Source organism: Perlabentimonas gracilis (genome assembly GCF_011174675.1).
GTDB classification, from domain to species: Bacteria; Bacteroidota; Bacteroidia; order Bacteroidales; family Tenuifilaceae; genus Perlabentimonas; species Perlabentimonas gracilis.
Genome location: NZ_JAANIG010000024.1, coordinates 1 through 16,489 on the forward strand (window position 1 = coordinate 1; position 16,489 = coordinate 16,489).

Annotated in this window: 5 protein-coding genes; 1 reads left to right on the forward strand and 4 read right to left on the reverse strand. The window is 44.6% G+C overall.

What is annotated here, in order from left to right:
- Positions 1-282 precede the first annotated feature (282 nt).
- Positions 283-1,677 (reverse strand): aminopeptidase P family protein, encoded by a 1,395-nt coding sequence (locus tag G8O23_RS10950; RefSeq protein ID WP_166364727.1) that lies wholly within the window; start codon positions 1,675-1,677, stop codon positions 283-285.
- A 721-nt stretch (positions 1,678-2,398) separates the two neighbouring features.
- Positions 2,399-12,199 carry a beta strand repeat-containing protein gene (locus G8O23_RS10955; protein ID WP_166364729.1) on the reverse strand — a complete coding sequence of 3,267 codons (9,801 nt, stop codon included), beginning with the start codon at positions 12,197-12,199 and terminating at the stop codon, positions 2,399-2,401.
- A 626-nt stretch (positions 12,200-12,825) separates the two neighbouring features.
- On the opposite strand from G8O23_RS10955, the gene G8O23_RS10960 reads away from it, so the two are divergent.
- The gene (locus G8O23_RS10960) at positions 12,826-14,391 is read left to right on the forward strand and encodes an immunoglobulin domain-containing protein (RefSeq protein ID WP_166364731.1); all 1,566 of its coding nucleotides are present in this window, start codon (positions 12,826-12,828) and stop codon (positions 14,389-14,391) included.
- A gap of 107 nt (positions 14,392-14,498) precedes the next feature.
- Here the strand turns inward: G8O23_RS10960 and G8O23_RS10965 are convergent, their stop codons facing one another.
- The gene (locus G8O23_RS10965; RefSeq protein ID WP_166364732.1) at positions 14,499-15,935 is read right to left on the reverse strand and encodes a right-handed parallel beta-helix repeat-containing protein; all 1,437 of its coding nucleotides are present in this window, start codon (positions 15,933-15,935) and stop codon (positions 14,499-14,501) included.
- A 30-nt stretch (positions 15,936-15,965) separates the two neighbouring features.
- Positions 15,966-16,487, reverse strand: coding sequence for a hypothetical protein (locus G8O23_RS10970; RefSeq protein ID WP_166364734.1), 522 nt, complete (start codon positions 16,485-16,487; stop codon positions 15,966-15,968).
- Between the last annotated feature and the right edge of the window lie 2 nt (positions 16,488-16,489).

A 16,489-nucleotide genomic window follows, 5' to 3' on the forward strand; every position in this document is an offset into this window, starting at 1 on the left:
ATCAAGGCTACGCCTGCCTCGCACGAAAAACTACGCTTGCAGGCGGAAAAAATCTGAACTCGCACCTCCTACGTCGGTGCTCAAACAGCAGATTTTTTTTACCGACTGCTGCACTTGTTTTTCGGCTCACCAGCCAATGCCAGAGGGAAAACGAATCATATTCTAAATTCGAGTTTTTCAGCAGACCCTATGTATAAGGTATTGCTCGCATAGTAAATATTTACGAAAAAGCCCCGATGGGTGAAATCCTTCATCGGGGCTTTGAGGGGTTTGTGTTATGGGTTATCCTTTGCCCACAATATTTTCTATCTCCTCGATGGTTACAGGGATACGTTTGGCTCCAAGAATTCTCGAACCGTTATCAGTAATCAAAATATCATCCTCGAGCCTAATGCCTCCAAAGCCGATGTACTCCATGGCCTTATCGTAGTTAATAAAGGAGCTGTTAATCTTTTCGCTCTTCCACTTCTCAATTAGGGCAGGAACGAAGTAGATGCCGGGCTCAACGGTTAGCACAAAACCAGATTGCAATCTGCGCCCAAGGCGAAGAAAGGCCGTCCCAAACTGATCGATTCGAGAAATTTCATCGTCGTATCCAACATAATTTTCGCCCAGATCCTCCATATCGTGAACATCGAGACCCATCATATGGCCAAGGCCGTGGGGAAAGAACATGGCGTGTGCACCATTGGCTACCGCCTCATCCACATCGCCCTTCATAATACCCAAATTCTTAAGGCCAGCGGTGATCACCTTGGCGGTTTCCAGATGGATACTCTGGTTGGTTACGCCGGGCTTGCTAAGTTCAATACCCTTATTAAGCGCATCGAGTACAATGCTGTAGATATCCTTTTGAACGGGGGTAAACTTGCCATCCACAGGGAAGGTTCGGGTGTTATCCGATGCGTAGTGCGAGGTAATTTCGGCACCAGCGTCGGTTAGCAGCATACGTCCCGATGTGAGAATTTGCGAGTGATCATGGTTATGCAGCGTTTCGCCATTCTGCGATAGTATGATTGGGAAAGAGGTCATATACCCCTTACCAATGGCAATTCCCTCGATGGCACCCACCAACTCCTGCTCTGGGACACCTGCTTTTGCAAGTCGCATGGCAGTAGTATGCATAAGGTAACCCACGTCGCAGGCCTTATCCAGCTCGGCAATCTCAACAGGCTCTTTAATTGAGCGGAGAGAAACCACGGCCTTTACAAGCTCAGTTGAAGCGTACTGCCCCACCAAGGCAGGGCTAATGCCCATAAGCCTGTCGATCATTAGGATATTCTCGGCACGGTATTGGGGTAGGAAGTGGATTTTACGGCCATTCCGAATGGCGCGCTGAAGGGTTGAGGCAAGTTCCTTCATGGGGTGGGTGCAGGGTATGCCAACGCTCTGCCCCAGTTCGTTTACGCTGGGTTGTGGCCCCATCCATATTATATCGTCGAGGTCGAAGTCGTTGCCATACAGGCAGTCCTTACCCTCCTCAATATCAATAACACCGACAAAACCGGGCAGATCCAATCCGAAGAAGTATAGGAAGTTACTATCCTGCCTAAAGCGGTAGGTGTTTTTGGGGTAGTTCATGGGCGACTCGCTGTTGCCAGTGATCAGGATTAGCCCCGAGCGGATCTTCTTCCTTAGGTTCAATCGGCGATTGATATAAACTTGCTTGTCAAACATATTGATAGTTTTTATGATTAGTACATACAAAAATTCTAATGGGTCTTAAAGGTAAAGCCTTTTTTTGGTTAACACAAAAACCTTTGTCATGTTGAGAAGGAATGGCTGTTAAAAAGGGTTAAGGGAGGGGGGGGTGTGGGGTAAAGAAAGTTTGGGAAGTGCCTAGAGTTAATAAAGTGTCTAAAGTAGGAAGTCGGAAGACGCCTGTCTCGTAAACCGTTAGGTTGACGAGAGAAGTAGGAAGTTGGAAGTAGGACGTCCGACAACCGAAGACGGAGAAACCTGTCATGGTCCGTAGGATATGACAGCGTTTTTTTAGTGAATAAGTAGGGCTAATGCTATGAGAGAATAAAGTTAAAAATCCAACGTCTGAAAGTCGAAAGACAGAAGTCGGTAATCAGTGACAGGAGGGAAGATGGTTTATATGGCAGTATGTTAAGAGGATAGGGGAGGGTGATGTAAACTTGCCTATCGGCGGATAAATCTGTAATAGCCTAAGGATCATATCAGCGTTTATTTGATGTGGTAATTGGTTCTCAAAAGTTGCGTCCCCTTTGGTTTCAGGCCTGCTTTCTGAGGCCAAGCTGTCGACTGTTCTGTGATTGAGTTTCGGGTGCTGAGTTTATCTTCTGCAGACAGACACGCGGTGAATTTTCCCCCGTATCAATAAAAAAGGCCTGAGCAAATGCCCAAGCCTTTTATATATCAATACTAATTGGTTTTACATCCCGTGGGTATTGGGTATATGGTATTGGGGGCCGGTTTCGGGGGTTTTCCAAACGGTGACAGCCGGTTGACTTGCCTCAGGAACAGGTTCACTCTCGCAACCATATTCATCAGTTATTACGACTCTATATTTATAAGTTGTACTAGGAGGAATGGAAACACCATCCCATACAGGTGTAACATTGCGTTTAAAAGGATTTGTTGTTACAACAGTTTGATCAAGAGTCTCAACAGGGTTGGTATCTAGGTCATGTAAAATCTCTAAGCTAAAGTTACCCGTATAAACCGTATAGTTAATGTTGAGTTCAGCGGGATCGCCCTCGCAAATTGTGGTAGATAAGTCACCTTCGGTATCGCTTAGACTTACCCAGTTTACAACTGGATTGAGATAAACATTAGCTGTAAAATCAGTTGAGAAATCCTCGCAACCCAAATTGTAAGCCCTAACGTAGAAAACAGTAGTAGTTGTTAACTCTGGTGTTGTAAGTGTTATTGACCCTCCATCCCCAGCAATTGTTGCACCAACAGGAGTCCCACTGCTCATTAACTGGTAGGTAATACCTACTTCAGAGTTTTCAACAACTATATCTACATTCGACCCGGCACAAACACCCGCGGTGTAGTTTTGAAGAGTTGGCTGGGTAGGCTTTTCGTAAACAACAAAATTCCTTGTGTCAGACCCCTGAGTGGCTGTTGTTCCTACCCTTTCCTCAACAGTTATTGAACCATTTCCAACACTGCTCCATTCTACCTCAATGCTGTTGCCTCCCTGGGCTACGGTTCTCCAGTTATTATAATCAGCAGTATTGCATGTGCCACCAGTAACATTCCACCTATATTGGTTTCCAGCATTGCTTGTAGTTTGATAGGTAATAGTTACTCCTTCACACAAATTACCTTCTGTGGGAGAAATCTCGGGAGAAGGAACGTTAAGAACAGTTATTAGTTGTTCCGCTTGTGCTGAACATCCATTGGTCATTGTTTCAACAACCCTTAGGGTAAAGTCATTTGTGGTTGAACCAAAAGTTATATTTGTGGATGCGTTACCTGGTGTTGCAATTGTACCCCCACCGGGTATATCTACCCACGACCAGAGGTAAGTGTTGCCGTTATCGGGCGTAGAGTAAATCCTAGTTTCGTTTACTCCAACAGTTGTTGGGCCTGTTATTGTTGGTTTATCTGTTTGTAACACTGTAATGGTAACGGTACCGGGGTTTATTACGCCCGGATTGCTTGCGTCTGATACTGAGACAAGCTCAACTACATGGACTCCCTGACCAAAGTCAGATCCACGGATCTGAATATTATATGGAGATGCATTAATATTGTTCTCAGTGAGTGTAGTTGCTCCAACCCTATATGATAGACTCCAAGGTGCAACACCAGTTAGCTCAACAGGTATTGTAACAGTTTGCTCGTTATCGCAAACTTCTTGGGGCGATGTATCTGTAATTGCTGCTGTTACTCCAATTGCTCCAATTGAGAATATGTAGTCATCCTGAGTAACGGGTGATGTGGTTGATACTATTCCAGAGGTAGCTGTTCCGCTTACGTTTTGCCCTCTAGCAGTCCAAATCCCTGGCGAACCATTTTCGAATTCAACAACCCTTAAATTTGGCCTAAGCGTCGCATTGGTGGTGTATGCAGGTAGTGAGGCTGCATCCCATCGCAATCTTATGTTTGCTGTTCCACTACCAGGACGATCAACAACCCAGTACTCATTATTACTTACTACGGTAAGAGCACCGTCCAAATTCTCACTGGCAGTTGGGTATGTTGGATCTGGGTTACTGTTAAAGTATGTTGCTGTCCAGTATTCTGGAGACGAAGCCGCCGAAACATTTGTAAGAATAATCCGACCTAGACGCCCACCATTGCCAACAGGGAAATTAAACGATTGGCCATTTATGATTCTTTTACTCAAAGGACCATCAACATACGAAGCTGAACTCCCCCCCGAAACTGCTATAGACGCATTGGTGTTAGTTAGCCGAACCTCTTTGCCTAAGGCAGATTTTAACACCCCATTGGTTAGGGTTAACCTGCGGGCAATATCAATTCCAGAGTTACCAGCAATCTCTGCACCATCACCAGTGTTAACCATCGTAAGGTTATAGAATGATTCCCTTGCAGTAACATTTATATTCTGGAGCGTGCTGCCTTCGAAGAAAACAGTACCTGTTCCTGGAATAAACGAATTTGTACTGATATTCTCATTTATCCAACTTCCTGATATGTATAGATTTTTGTTGTGTAGCGTATTATTAAGTCGTGTCCCATTGCGTATGGTTAAGTTCCCAAGTACCCTCATATTTTCAGCACTCATATTTTTTTGCCCTGTTCCAGAGAAGATTACGTTTTGATAGGGTTTGTAAATATTCCCAGGCTTTAGTGGAAGCGATGCCGTATTACTACCCATAAATTCAACGGTAGTTCCAGTGGTCTCAAAAAATTCGTCAAAAGAACCGCCAGGAAATACAAAGAATCCATCAACTGTTGAGGTAATATCTATTTTGCCAGTACCGAAAACCGTTCCCAAATCGTGGAACACAGTATTTCCACAAGTTAGGGTGCCAATAACCTCAACAGATACGCTGTAGGCACCATCTTGATTAAGGGTCATAGTATGGTTTTCCTGAATAAAAACAGGGTTACCATTAGGTGCTTGAGTAGCAACAGCACCTGAGGGGCTTCCAACTAGCCAGTCACTAGGTGTAAACCAACTTCCATTTACATTTCGGCTATAATAAGTTTCTAATGGAGGGGTAAAATTATCGGCTTCACCAGCAGTAAAGTCACCCGAAAGGTAGCCCACATTAGTAATCGAAAAGCTGTTCAAACCACTATTAACTATACCCGGTTTTCCCACATCGTTATTGCCCAAATCGAACCATCTATATTCATGGATTTTGTATAATCCAACCACATAGTTAGCAACTGTGGGCTTAGCATCATTTGAGTCGTAGGTGTAGCTATGCGTAAGAGTTAGGTTTGAATCGAACCCTGTTGAATCAACTTTCCAGTAGTATGCCAGTTCATTCTCCGAAGGGGTAACAACAGCAGGGTGACGTCGGTTGATGGGTCTAACTGTTATTGTACCAGCTGCTCCAATACTAGATATATTGTAACTGGCAGGTGTGTATTTACCCGAAACACCAATTGGAAAGGTAAAACTACTTGCTCCTGTGAATACTTTGCGTACCCCCTGATCGCTTAATACACCATTCAGAATAAGCATTCTTGTTTTATCGGGTGTACCACCTATTGAGGCATTCTGTCCAAAAACCAGGTTATAATCGTCGATGTAAATACTCCCGTTAGTGAACGTTAAGCGTCCTGTTATGGTAGCATTATTTTGGAGTGATGCACCAGAAGTATTGTTAAGTATAATATTACCATAGGTGCCACCTACCCCATTGAGGTTTTGGTTTTGTGTGCCAATGAGGTTTAATCCCCCATCAACTGTGCTGCTTGTATGTGTTGATGTATTGGTGATGTTACCCACCACCGAAATGGTGTTGCCACCATCATTCAGAATACCTGTGGATAGATTTAAGTTACCATTCACCCTAAGAGAAGAGTTTGGTTGTAGAGAAACTGTACCCTCTGAGGCAAAGGTGAGGTTTGCAAAGTTTGTAAGGTTTGTTCCATTCCCAACAATGTTTTGCGTTCCCGATCCATTGAATGTTACGGTTTGGGTAGATGAACCAGCAAGAAACCCTCCATTCCCAATCCCCGCCGAGGCGTTATTGTTATTATTGGTAAAACTTCCTCCAATACTTAGGTTTAAACCATTAGCATTGAACTGTGAATTACCATTAATAGTTAAATTATTTAGGATTGATAAGGCAAGTACCTCGTTTTGTAGGATTTGATCGGATCCCACAGCTCCAACACTTACATTCCAAAGCGGAGAGGAACTGCTTAGTCTAAAGGTGTGATTAGCGGTAGAACCATTTAAGCCCATTTGCAACGTTCCGCCTGTTACCAATGAAGAATCGGGACGGATGTATATATCGCCGAAAGCTGTTCCATTAACCGAAGGCCTGTCGAACTCAAGTGTACCTCCACTTATGGAAAAGAGGCTGTTTGTGTTGGCTATCTCAATTAATCCCCTGGTGTTAATTCTACTTTTTCCATAAATAGTGGTTGTACCTCCAGATTGAATGTAGTTTAGTGAGCCACTTGAAATGGTGGTGGGCCTGCGGATTTGACCATTCACGGAAAGATTACCACCTTCGACTACAATTTCGGGAGTCCCAGCAGCAGCATATTCAATACTATTGTTATTAGATGTGGCTGGGTTACCAATAAACATATTTCCCCCAAGAACCTCAAGTTTTCCTGCAAGTATTAGGTTACCCGTGCCATAGGCTACCCTAACATCTCCATTCTGTACAGATAGGGCGGCTGTAGAGGGAATGCTAAACGATGTACCTCCATCGGTTATGGTTACTGTAAGCCCCTCTTTATTCACTCTGAATGTACCATTTGTAAGGGTTAGAAACGGGTTGGTTACACCTGTCGTTATATCCGACTCTAGCGTGACAACAGGTGTAGCATCATTCCCTTTATCAACGGTAATATCGTAAAAGTTATAGGTTGTTCCACTCCCGGCAATTAATGCGTTATTGGTTCCTTTGAATACAGCGGAAACTCGACTATCTGTTTGATGAAGATTGAATGTCCCCTCATTGTTTATATCACCGTGAAGTTCAAGTGTATGGGTTGTGTTTGCTGCTGTTGCTCTTACCCTAAATGTAGCCCCATTACTTACATTAATATCGCCTTGTATTCTCAACGTTTTCGAGGGTGTCCCATTCATTATGATAAAGGTTCCCGACTCAACGTTAAAATTCCCGAGAACATTCAGTGTGGTCCAATTACTGCCTGTATTTGTCCTTGCCGATTGGACACTCCCCTTTACAGTTATATTATCGTGTATGGTTAAGTTTAAATCGGGTAGGTTAACAATATTTCCCTGATGGTTAAGTATTAGGTTGTTGAACTGGTTAAGAGCAAGTCCACTTCCAGATATGGTTGGGATATCAATTTGTCCAGCATTTGAATAGAACTCAACCGTCCCCCCATTTGATCCAATAAACTCGCCAAAATCTCCCGCAGGAAAATAGTTACTGCTGGAAATACGCAGAGTTCCTGCTCCAGCAACTGTTTCCTCTGGTATTGCCGCAAAGTTATGACCCTGAGTGATTCCCAAGTCGAGCATTGAACCCTCGGCAATAAAAAGTGCACCCGATTCTTCGTTAGGAGTTTGAATTGTAACGGTGTGGTTATGGGTATCGTCGCCAATAATAACAATTGTATTGGGGCCAGGAACACCGTCACCACCGGGTTCTCCCACGCCAACTGCCGACCAAGTACTTGGCGTGTCCCAGAATGTTGGTGTGCTACTGCTGTATAGAATTGGAATTGCCTGAAATGCTAAGGATTCACCAGCAGTATACTCGCCACTGCCAGCCGACTGGTTTGCAAAGGTTATTCGGTTATTTGCTTGGTCAACCTGGTTTACATCAGGTATAGTTACCCACGAGGAACCTGAGCGGTAAACGGCTGGAATATAGTTAGCCTCATTGCCCTGCACAAAGTTGTTGGCTCCCGATGCGTTGTAAGTATAGCTATGCGTAACCGAATTTGGTGTAATACCAGAGAATCCTTCGCTAGTATTTTTCCAGTAGGTAGTAATGGCGTTGGTTGCTCCCTGAGCTAGGTAATGCCTCTCGTTAACTGGGCGCGACGTAACCGAACCCCATTGTGCTGGCGCACTGCTAAATTGGATGTTAGCTGGCATATAGTAGTATGTACCACTAAGTTCAAAACCAAAGGGATACAAAAACTCGTTGGTGTTAGAAAAATGCTTTTTAATACCCCCATCCGATGCAAGCCCATTGGTAACAACCATTTTATTGGCATTGAATACCTGATCGGTTGTGGCTGCTGTTGAGAATACCCTGCCATTGAGCCCCAGAGTAAGAGTATTGTTCCCAATGCTAAACCGATGGTTTGAAACAAGCCTCAAATCGCCATTCACGGTCATTGGGTTAGCAAGCGTTACGCTACCCCCCGATTTGCTAATGGAAAGGTTATTGAAGCTGCCGGTTCCATTTCCTGATATGGTTTGAACTGCACCCCCGGTTAGCTCAATACGGCCAGCAGCACCAGCAGGTCTGTAATGCGTTCCGCTATTGGAGATATTTCCCGCTACGGTTATTGCCTTGGTTCCATCGCGCAGGGTGGTTCCGCTGCCCAGCTCCAAGTTACCTCTAACGGCAAGGGTTGCCTGCGTTCCGGCCAACGATAAATCCGATTCGCCACCCAGCGTTAAGTTGTTTAAGCCATTGGTAATGGTTCCGCTGTAGGTAAAGGTTTGCGGCCCGGAGCCATTGAAAATGGTGGTGTTATTTCCGGGAGAGTAAGTGGTGTTATTGTTTATGGTGAAGTTATTGCCAACCGAAACATCAACATTATTGGGGCCAGAGGTTAGTACCGCTCTGTTTTCTAGCGTTAGGTTATTTAAAACTACAAGGGGTTGTGCCGTTATTGCCTCTGGTACACGAGCGTTTGCGGTATAGGTTCTAGGTTGTGCTGAGCGGTTAGTTACGTCAGATATTATATTTAAATTCCAGAACGGAGCTCTTGAAGCAATATATGCATCACGTGCTGCTGGGACAGTTATATTGAATTCCCCCCCTGTAATACTTATGTTATTAGGATTTGCCCCTACGACATAACTAAAGTTACTCCCAGATCCACCTGCTATAGGATTTGGAGACAGGATGTTTATTGTTCCACCTGAAATTGTAAGAGTGTTGTCGGGATATGGTAGAGTAAAGGCTGCGTATATGTTCATTCCTCCTAGATTAGGAAGATTAACGGCTCTTATTGAAAGGTCTCCCCCTGACATTGTAAATGCTCCCCTGTGCGTTCCAACTTCATAGGAGGTTCTAACGCACTCAGTAGTAATACTACCATCCTCAATAAGTAATGAAGATGTAGTTCTCATTATCAACCCCTGCTTAGAATTATCATTAAATACAGAATTACTTGAAATACGTAATCCGCCATAAATGATAAAGGCTGTACCATCAGCCGTATTCGCTTGTGCGGAATATGTAACGTTTGCACCATCGAGCCAAAGCATAGCATCCTCATCAATGTTATATACACCTGTTTCTGCTATAGATGGTACTACAATGTTCTCACCTAATCTAAGCGTGCCTGCAAGAAGACCTAGCGCCTGAGGATTAGGTATGTTTGGGGGAGTCCCTGAGGGATCAAGGTTAGTCTTACCCCAAAGGTTAAAGAAGGCTGAATTGGTCGCATCAATATTTAGAATATAAGTCTGGTCGACCCCTTTGTTGATTTCAATTCTATAAAAACGGGTTGGTCCATTTAACAAAACAGATTGATCAGAAGAGGGGTTGTTAAACACAACATCAACCCTGTTATTTGGATGATTATTGTCATTATAGGCTGCTGCAGTTAGATTGGTGAATTGTACATCACCGTTATTAGTAAAATCACCCTTAATAATTATTCGGTGAGCATTGTTATTTCCTGTTCCAGTATTTCCTGTTCCCAAACGAATCAAACCATTCTCACCAACCAAAACATTGCCATTAATGTTTGAGACGATTCGGGTAGTAGCAGTATTGTTGTTTACGCGGAATGTACCCTGCTGTATTGTTAAATCACCTTCAACTATAAGATTTCCAAGCAGGGTTACAGTTGTTGCTGGTGTAGATAAATTAATTATTAGATTGTTATAGTCTAATTGATTCAGATTAAAGTTAGCATTATTATAGTACTCCACAGTACCCCCTGTTGCCGAGACAAATTCAGAAAAGTCGCCAGTAGGGAAGTTGTTTGTTTGCAGTCGCAACATACCCTGACCTTTAACCCAACCAAAATTATGACCAGTTGTTGTTCCCAAATCTAAAGTTCCACCCTCGTTAAGCTGCACGGAGAACACTGTAATGCTACCCGAAGGGTTGGTAACGGTACGCCCGTTAAGAATTACCACCCTATCGTCGGCGCCTGGTATACCGGGGCTAACCGATAGCGTTCCCGATGGGTCGGTGGTCCAGGTGGTGGCAGCAGTCCAAGGCCCTGACTGGTAAGAATAGTAAGTTCTTATAGGTTCGCGAGCAGTCCATGTTCCGCTAAGGTTTGATGCTCCAGCAACAGAAAATGAGGTTGCCCCAACAGTACCCCCGGGAACATCTAACCACTCGTCGACAGCCCAAAACTTTGCCTCGTAGTCGTTTCCCTGTACATCGCTAGCGTCAAAAGTGAAATTTATATCTGCCGAAATGCCCGAGATACCCTGAGTGCTGGTAACCCAATGCCGATTTAAATCGGTGGGATTGGTGTTGGGCGCTCGTTCACCTGCCACCCTAACGCTTACAGAACCACTACCCGTTGAGGCGAAAGAAGTTATATTCATAGGGGAATATACTGAACCCGTTCCCACAGGATAAACCATTTGAAAATCGGTGCTGCTAGCTCCTTCCTTTATTAGGCTTCCATCGCCGTCGCAAACTATCATTCGGGTTGGGCCAAAGGTGCCTGTAATAGAAGCATTGGCGTCAATGGTAAGGTTGTTGGTTCCAGCTCCCAAGCTTATATTCCCATTGGTAAGTGAAAGATTGTTGTTTACCCTAACATTGCCAAGAATGGTTTTTGTACCACCACCACTAATGGTAAGGTCTCCGTATTCTTCGGCAAGTATTTGCTGATCACCAGCAAACCCATATGTTATGGTAGATGCTGCGCCAATTGTAACGGTGCCACCGAAAATATTAAGGTTACCCACATTATGGTTTAGGGTGCCGTTATCGTCAACCTGAAGAAAACCGTTGGCCTGTATGGTAATTGTATTATCCTCATTCAGCACGCCATCCTCAATCTGTATGCTTGAGTACAGGCCTAGAGTCCATGCTCCAGTGGTGGTCATGGTGTGGCCGTTCTGTATTACAAAAGTCTGATAGTCATCATTCATATTAAAGGGAGAGTGTCCTTCACTTGTTTCCCAATTGGATAAATTGTTATGTTCACCTGAGCCTTGGGAATAAAAAATTGGTTGGGTGTAAGAAATTATTATTTGCCCATTGGCTCCAGAACCGCCGGGATGATTAGTTCCAAAAAAAAGAATTTGCTGCCGCTCACCACCGCCACCGCCGCCACCAGGGGCAGTACCACTTTGGCCAGAATCATTGGTTCTACCATCACCACCATTACCACCATTGGCTCCATTACCACCATCGCCTCCTGAGCCACCTCCCTGCGCTCCATTGCCCCCGGTTAGGTTGATTGCTCCACCTGTGGCAGAACCACCTTGCCCTATTGAACCAGCATTTCCACCACCGCCTTTACCGCCATCGGCAGTAAGGGTTAGAAATGTGGTTGCACCACCATCCCCTCCGTTGCCTCCATTTGCAGCTCCCGCATTGCCCCCCGCACCAACGCTATATGGTATAACCTGCCCGGGCGTAACGCTAATAACTTGCCTAGCATATCCACCGCCACCACCACCAGAACCACCATTATTGTTATTACTTGAACCGCCGCCACCACCACCAGCGCCCCATACTTGAACAATAATTTCTGATACACCCGCAGGTACAGTGTAGTTTCCAGAACCTGAATTGTAAGTGGTAGTTTGCCCCCAAGCCCCACCCCCCACAAGAGCGAGAGCAAGAAAAAGAAGTAGCGTTCTGAAAGATTTCGGGCAGCCATTGCCCTTTGGGTTATGTTTTATGCTAGTAGAGCTGTTCATAGCAATTTTATGGTAAGTTTATTATTGTTTTCCTTAGTTTGTTGCCTACCGCCATGCTTTCCGAAAAAAGGCAGAAGTTAGCAGTTGGCCCAGCTAGCTGCATTAACCAGCAAATTTAGTAAAATATGCAATCCCGCATATTATTATTGATTAACAGCCAAATATTTATTGCTAATGATGTTGCTTGTTACATTAATGTTTTGTTGCTCATAGCTACACGGAAATTACACATACTATTAAGCAACCCCTGTGCCATATACTTTAACGTTCAGATATTCACCCCATAAAGGCTGGGGTGGCGAAAGTGTGGGGTACGAAATCGGGCATAAGCGCTTATGCCGCTGGAAGAGCATATGCTGTGTTTTATCAAGTAAAACATGCTGTTTGCCAAATTTTGGGCCGATAGGCTAAACAATTACCTACATATGTGCGTATAGATAACGCTTTAAGTGCTGTATTAACAGTAACTTTGCGCTGTGCGACCGTTTTCGGGCAATTTTGGCTCACGAACCAATAGTTAGTTTGTGTTAAACATTTGTACAATTGTTAGTTAAGGCGAATGGCGTAGATGTTGCTTTAATAATGGATGTTGTGAGTCATTACAATGGATTGGATAATATTACGATATGAGACGATATATACTTTACAAAAGTAAAGCCCAAATTCTGGCCCTTGCTCTGGCGCTAGTCAGCTTCGGGGTGTTTAGCCAAACCTCAAAGGACAATTATACGGGCTTGTGGAACGATTCTAACAGCTGGGTAGGGGGAACGATTCCTAATAGTGCTAATCCACAGAACAGTGTGTATATTGATGGGTTTATAACATTACAAGGCAATTTAACATTTAGTAAAAACAATGTAAACCTATATGTAAGGGATACTTTAATTATTAACGGGGATCTAACTCTTGGGAATAATAATGATTTATCAATTTTCGATGGAGGTGTACTTATAGTAACAGGAAGTGTTTTTGTCGCTAACCAAGTAAATATTGCAGGAAATGGTTATTTTATAGTTTATGGTGATTTTAATAAGACGGGTTCATCAAACCAAGGATCTTTTACTAGTGATGATTCTCCATCAAATGTCTTTATAGGAGGGACTATAGATGTGCCAGGGGGTTGGGCCGATGACCCTGGCGATGTTTTTAACTGTTCAGGAACTGGATACGTAGGTACTGAGGGCTGTAATTGGGGAAATTTTGATGATATACTAGAAGATCCAATTTATGAAGATTTAATCGAAGGCTCTTGTTCTACAAAACCAGTTATTGACACCCAACCAACCGATGTTACTGCTTCAGAAGGTTCAATTGTTACATTTTCATTAACTACATCTTCAACCCCGGTAAGCTATAGGTGGCAGATAAAAGAAAATGGAGGAACAGTCTGGTCAAACATTTATAACGACGGAACCTATTCTGGTGCAACCACCGCTAGCCTTACGGTAAATAGCATAACTACAGGAATGGATGGTGATCATTTTCGGTGCATTGTTAAATTTGATAACGGTTGTTCCACAAAGTCAGATGAGGCAACACTTACGGTAGGCGTTGGGTGTTCTATTTCGCTTACGTCAGATGCTGTAACTGAAAACCAAACTATATGTTTTAACATTGCCATTCAGGAGATAACATACAGCACAACAGGGGCGACAGGTGCAACGTTTAGCGGATTGCCTAATGGTGTTTCAGGGAGTTGGAGTGCCGATGTAGTTACTCTTTCTGGAACACCTACCGAGGCAGGGACATTTAACTATACTGTGACTTTAAATTCGCCTTGTACCCCAATAGCCGAAGGAACTATTGCTATTACTCCAGCACCTATAGCCACTGTTACAATCGATCCTTCTGGCTCTGCTTGTGCTGGTGGTAATCTGTCCATATCCTTAACACTCGAAGGTACTGGCCCATATTCTTTCAACTTGGTTAGCGTTCAGGGCGGAACAGAAGAGGTTTTACAGACAGTTACCAGCCAGGTAGAACCCGTTGGTGGATTTATCTTTAACGTAACATGTCCTGAGTGGATAGATAATTCTGTTAGACCTATCGAGCCCACAGAATACACCTTTACCCTTCGCAATTTTGTGGATTCAAGCGGGTGCGCTGGAGTTGTAACACCTGCAACCGTAGATGTTTGGAAACGCCCCGAAACAGGCCCACAGTACCACATACCCAATACTTATGGGGAGTAGACAGTGGATTAAAATTTAATCTTACCAAATAGGCAAGCCTCAAAATACAATTACTCCACCTACCATATGCGGCAGGTGGAGTAATTATTTTGCAGCAATTTTACTACCTACGGCTTTTGAGCGCCGTACCCGGGCACATTGCCAAACAGGTTTAGGGCATCTCTCCATGGATATTTGTTGGCAAACATGGTGGCGCTCGACGATATTGTGCCCTGCTTATTCATGCCCATGGCAGCACGCCACTGGTTGGCGGGCGAGTTAGGGTCGTAGTCAACGGTTTCGCTGTAGCGAGCCCCTAGGTAGCCTTCGAGGTAGGCTTTGTTCACCTTAAGCCCAGCAGGAATCTCATTCTTATTTCCTGTAACGCTGGCAACCTCCAGGTCGTCAAAATCTTGTGCATCTATTCGTATTCGCGTATTGCTGGCTGGGCTGTAGTGCAAATCCTTATCCTTGTTTACAAAGAAGATATTGTGGTCTATGCTAATCCACTCGTTGTTATTAAAGCGGGTATGGTCGATCCCTGCCAGAATGCTGGCGCCAATCACATTGTGGTGGATATTGTACTGGCAGCCAGTCATTATCCGTACCCCGTAGCCCATGTCGAGAAAGTCTTTTAGCCTACTCCAGCTGAACAGAATGGTATTGTTGGCTATCTCCACATCGCTGCAAAGCGTGAGCGTATTGGGGCCACCGGTTCGAGCGCAAGTGCCATAAATCTCGATGGCAGCCATTTTGTTGGCCACAAACACATTGTTCTTAACGGTAAACAATCCGCTTCGGTGACCTGCCTGGAGCGCAAAGCTGGCTCCATTTAGGAATACGCAGTTCTGCACGGTTACATCGCCCCCGGTGGTGGCGCTAACGAACTGCAGCAGAGGCTCGCCAACGGTTGAGTTCATGTTGGCTGGCTTTTCGGTGGGCAGCATCAGCCGGCCCCCTTCAACACCGTCAACAACCCCATCGTTTGGGCTGTAGGCATTTCGTTCGCCGCTATCGAAAACTATATGGTCAATTACGGTTCCCGCCACATCCTTGGTGAACTTGAGCAGAGCCTTGCGCGATGTTCTTGCGCTTTCGTTGTTTGGCTGTATTAGGGTAGGGTGCGCCACAATATCCTGCTTGCCAAAGCCCTCGTCGAAGCTGCCGTAGAGCCGAACGGGCTTGTTGCTCTCAATAAAGCCAACGTTAAGCGTTCCGTAGTAAACGCCACCAGCAATGCGGATTTCTGCCCCGGGCTCGGCCACGTTTATGGCCTTGTCGATATTCTTAAAGGGGCTGCCCTTGCTACCATCGTTTCGGTTGCTACCATTGGTCATCGAAACGTAAAGTGTTTGGCTGCTACCGGTAGCGGGAGTGGCTGCATCGGGTGTTGCAGCGGGAGTTGGTTTGGTTTCCGCCGCTTTCTCGTCGGCCTGCTTTTGCTCAGGTCTTGTGGTTACGGGTACCTTCTTTTTAACATCCTTCAGATTTTTAATCTGAGCCGAAGCTGGCATTACAATCATTAGAACAAGGGCAATGGCCCCAATGGTTTTAAGTACTTTCATCGTTTTGTTTTTTTAGGTTTTACAATATCGTTAGTTAGTAGGGTTGGCTTTAATTACCTGCGCAACAGAGTTGTCATGTGGCATGATAACCGCGATTAGCAGTTCGTTTTCACTTATGCTTTTGAAGACTGAGGTTGGGCACTCGTACCTTTTGGGCCTGCTGCTAACAGGTAAATCATGAGCCCTACCCACCGAATCGATTTCGAATGCTTCATGTGCAGCTATGCTAACAAAGTGCCGTGTGGTGTGGGTAAAGGTTTTTCGGTTCCTGTAGCTAAGCGTACTTTTTTGGGTTACGGGCCCTACCAAAACTCTTGGTAGTTTATTCAGCCTAGCCACTCGCCAGGCCATTCGCAGGCAAATAAAGAGGAATGCAACGGATAGAAATATTCCCACCTCAGGGTAATGGGGGAAAGCAAAAAAGGATAATGGAACCACCACCACACCAACCACTAGTATTGCCTTTAGCATCCACTTCCCCGTTTGCTTTAGGAAGTCAATATTTAGCGAGCTGTAAACCTCTGCCCAGTTTATTGTTATTTCTTGGGTCATGA